This window comes from Phaeodactylibacter xiamenensis (assembly GCF_000759025.1).
In the GTDB taxonomy this organism is placed as follows: domain Bacteria; phylum Bacteroidota; class Bacteroidia; order Chitinophagales; family Saprospiraceae; genus Phaeodactylibacter; species Phaeodactylibacter xiamenensis.
Genome location: NZ_JPOS01000095.1, coordinates 1 through 1,327, shown reverse-complemented (window position 1 = coordinate 1,327; position 1,327 = coordinate 1). Strand labels below are relative to the sequence as shown.

Annotated in this window: 2 protein-coding genes; both read left to right on the top strand. The window is 55.4% G+C overall.

Annotated elements, in window-relative coordinates:
- A partial coding sequence (locus IX84_RS33640; protein WP_044229656.1) for a hypothetical protein occupies positions 1-203 on the top strand: 203 nt, incomplete at its 5' end.
- A gap of 548 nt (positions 204-751) precedes the next feature.
- Positions 752-1,327 (top strand): reverse transcriptase domain-containing protein (locus tag IX84_RS28835; protein WP_044229655.1); only part of this gene is annotated, 576 nt, incomplete at its 3' end.

Sequence of the window (1,327 nt, the reverse complement as noted above, 5' to 3'; positions counted from 1 at the left end):
TTTCCGAAGGGCTGAAAGAAGCCCTGGCGCCTAATCGGCGGGAAGCCAATGCGAAGGCAACTGCGTTACTGGCAACGGTAGGGTGGGAAGGAAGCCTTAGCAAGTATGGGGCACGTAGCGGGAGCGAACCGGGAGTGGCGCGGCAGGTGGGTAACCTTGCAAAAAGTGGGAAAGCCCAAAAGCCGGATAACCTGCCACGTTAAAACGGACGGGGTCCCATACAGGAAAGTTTGCTTAACCATGGAAGCCTGTTGGGGTGTCCGGGATTTTTTTTCTGGACAAGCAGCTAACAAGTTGAAAGACGAGGCAGCAGCCACACGCCAGCAGGTGGCAGATGAGCCCGTAGTAGTTTTAAACTCCGAGCCTTTGAAGCTCTGGTAACAGGGTGGAGGATAAAACTCGGAGGACAAGTTGCGGCAGCCAATCGCAAGGCTAGTCAACTTGACTTATCAGCGCCAAAAGTGCTGGTAAGCTGCGAAGGGGCGAAGTTAAATCAAAGCGTCTCCCTCCAAGGGGTCGTTAAGGTACAAGTGAAGACAATCGTCGGTGGGACCCCGATGAGGAATTATGGGAAGGTGGTGACGAGCCCAGCCTGACCAATAATCCGCACGAGCGTTGAGTACGGTGGAGCCAGACAGGGTAGATTGCCATAGAGCTAGAAACGCCCTGCCTCCCGCCAGAACAAACAGCCTGCCTTAATTGCACCGCCTGGAGCTCAGAGAAGCTGCAACGTACAAAAGTTTTTTTTTTTATGCGAAAATGGTACAGCCTATACGACAAAGTGTACAGCTGGAAGAACCTCATGGAAGCCTACCAGAAGGTAAAGGCGAACCGGGGTGCTGCCGGAGTAGACGGAGTGCGTATCGCCGACTTCGATGAGAAGAGGGTGTCAGAGCTGCGCCGTTTGGAAAAAGAACTCAGGACGAAGGCGTACCGCCCGCAGGCAGTAAAACGGGTGTATATCCCGAAGCCTGACGGCAGCGAACGCCCATTAGGCATACCGACGGTACGCGACCGGGTGGTGCAGCAAGCACTGCTCAACATCCTCCAGCCCATTTTCGAGCCGGGCTTCCACCCATCGAGCTACGGCTACCGCCCCGGGCGCAGCTGCGCCCATGCAGTGGCTAAGGCAGAGCGTTTCAGTAACAAGTGGGGGCTGGCTCATGTCGTTGACATGGACTTGTCGAAGTGCTTCGACACGCTGGACCACGGCTTGATACTGGCAGGGGTGGGGGCTAAAGTAAGCGACGGCAGTGTTTTGGCACTGGTCCGTCAAATACTTGAAACGGGAGTTATGGACGAAGGGGCATACTACCCTGCGGAAGCT